This is a genomic window from Domibacillus antri (assembly GCF_001936625.1).
GTDB lineage: Bacteria > Bacillota > Bacilli > Bacillales > Domibacillaceae > Domibacillus > Domibacillus antri.
The window spans coordinates 1-1,291 of record NZ_MSDU01000068.1 but is presented as its reverse complement, the minus strand read 5'-3'; the positions used below and the strand labels follow the sequence as shown (position 1 = coordinate 1,291).

Below are 1,291 nucleotides of genomic sequence, written 5' to 3'. Positions count from 1 at the left end.
AAAAAAAGAGATGCCCTCTTGTAAAATGTAAGTACGACCAAACACTTACGAGAAGAGGCATCCTCTATGAAACAGAATACCATGTTCCCGAGTTTGATTCAAAAGTTTATATCAGATGAAGAATTGCAGCCCTTGATCCAGCTGGTTGGCTACGAAGATACCGCGAGAAAACTGAATGTCAAAACGCTGATTCAGTATCTGGTGACGGCTGCCGCCTGCGAATGGAAAAGCCTGCGCTACTGCGCAGACGTCGGTTCAACGACTGGTCTCGTCGACGTGAATTATTCGACATTGTCCAAAAAGCTTGGACAGCTGGATTATGCCTTAATGAAACAAGTCTTTGCGCTCATCGTCCGCAAATGCAATCGGGTCACACGCCGGACGCTTAAGATTCCAAACCAGCTGCTGCTCGTTGATTCAACGACGGTGACCGTCGGGAAAACGCGCCTGCCGTGGGCCGTCTATCATGGAGAGCGATCCGGCATCAAGCTCCATGTGAGCTTTTCGCTGGAAACGCAGATGCCCCTTCATGTCATTGAAACAACCGGCTTAAAGCACGATGCACCCGTGGGCCGCCAGCTGGCTGATCCGCGCTTTGTCCTCGTTGAGGACCGGGCCTATTTTTCGATTAAGCAGGTCGACCAGTATCTTACGGAAGACCAAGACTTTGTGATCCGGATGAAAGAAAATGTTGAGCTGTCGCATGTGAAGTCACTTCAGCGCCTGCCGGTGAAGGAATCGAACGTAACCCGTGACTTCACCTGCCGCCTCGGAACGATTCAATCCCGTTCGGAGAAACGGCACCGGGTTGTCTTTTTCAAAGATCATGAAAACCGTGAAATCCGCGTGGTGACCAGCCTGCGGAATGTGGCAGCTGAAGTGGTGGCCGACATGTACAAAGCACGCTGGGCGATCGAGTCGTTTTTTCGCTGGATCAAGCAGAACCTCAATGTGCCGGTTCTTTTTGGCACGACAGAAAACGCCGTATTTAATCAGCTTTTTGCGGCCTTGATTGCGTATGTCCTGCTCAAATGGCTGTATAATCAAACGAAATTTTCCATTTCACATGCCAGGCTGTCTCTTGCCGGCTTTCAGCGAATGCTTCTTTACGGTGCGCTGCCGTTGGAATGGCAGGCTGAAATGGCCTTGTTTCTACATCATTATTTTGAGGTTCACTGGAAGGAAACTGTATGATTCTGGTTAATCAACACGCGTGGGTTCAAGGGTTAGTTTTGATGAAATCGGTTAGATAAAAATCTTTAAAGCCATTAATGAAAGCAAATTGACAGCA

Annotated in this window: 1 pseudogene; it reads left to right on the top strand. The window is 48.7% G+C overall.

Annotation, left to right across the window (positions count from 1 at the left end):
* The first annotated feature begins 66 nt into the window (after positions 1-66).
* Positions 67-1,204 (top strand): annotated as a pseudogene (locus BTO30_RS16515) (IS4 family transposase).
* Positions 1,205-1,291 lie beyond the last annotated feature (87 nt).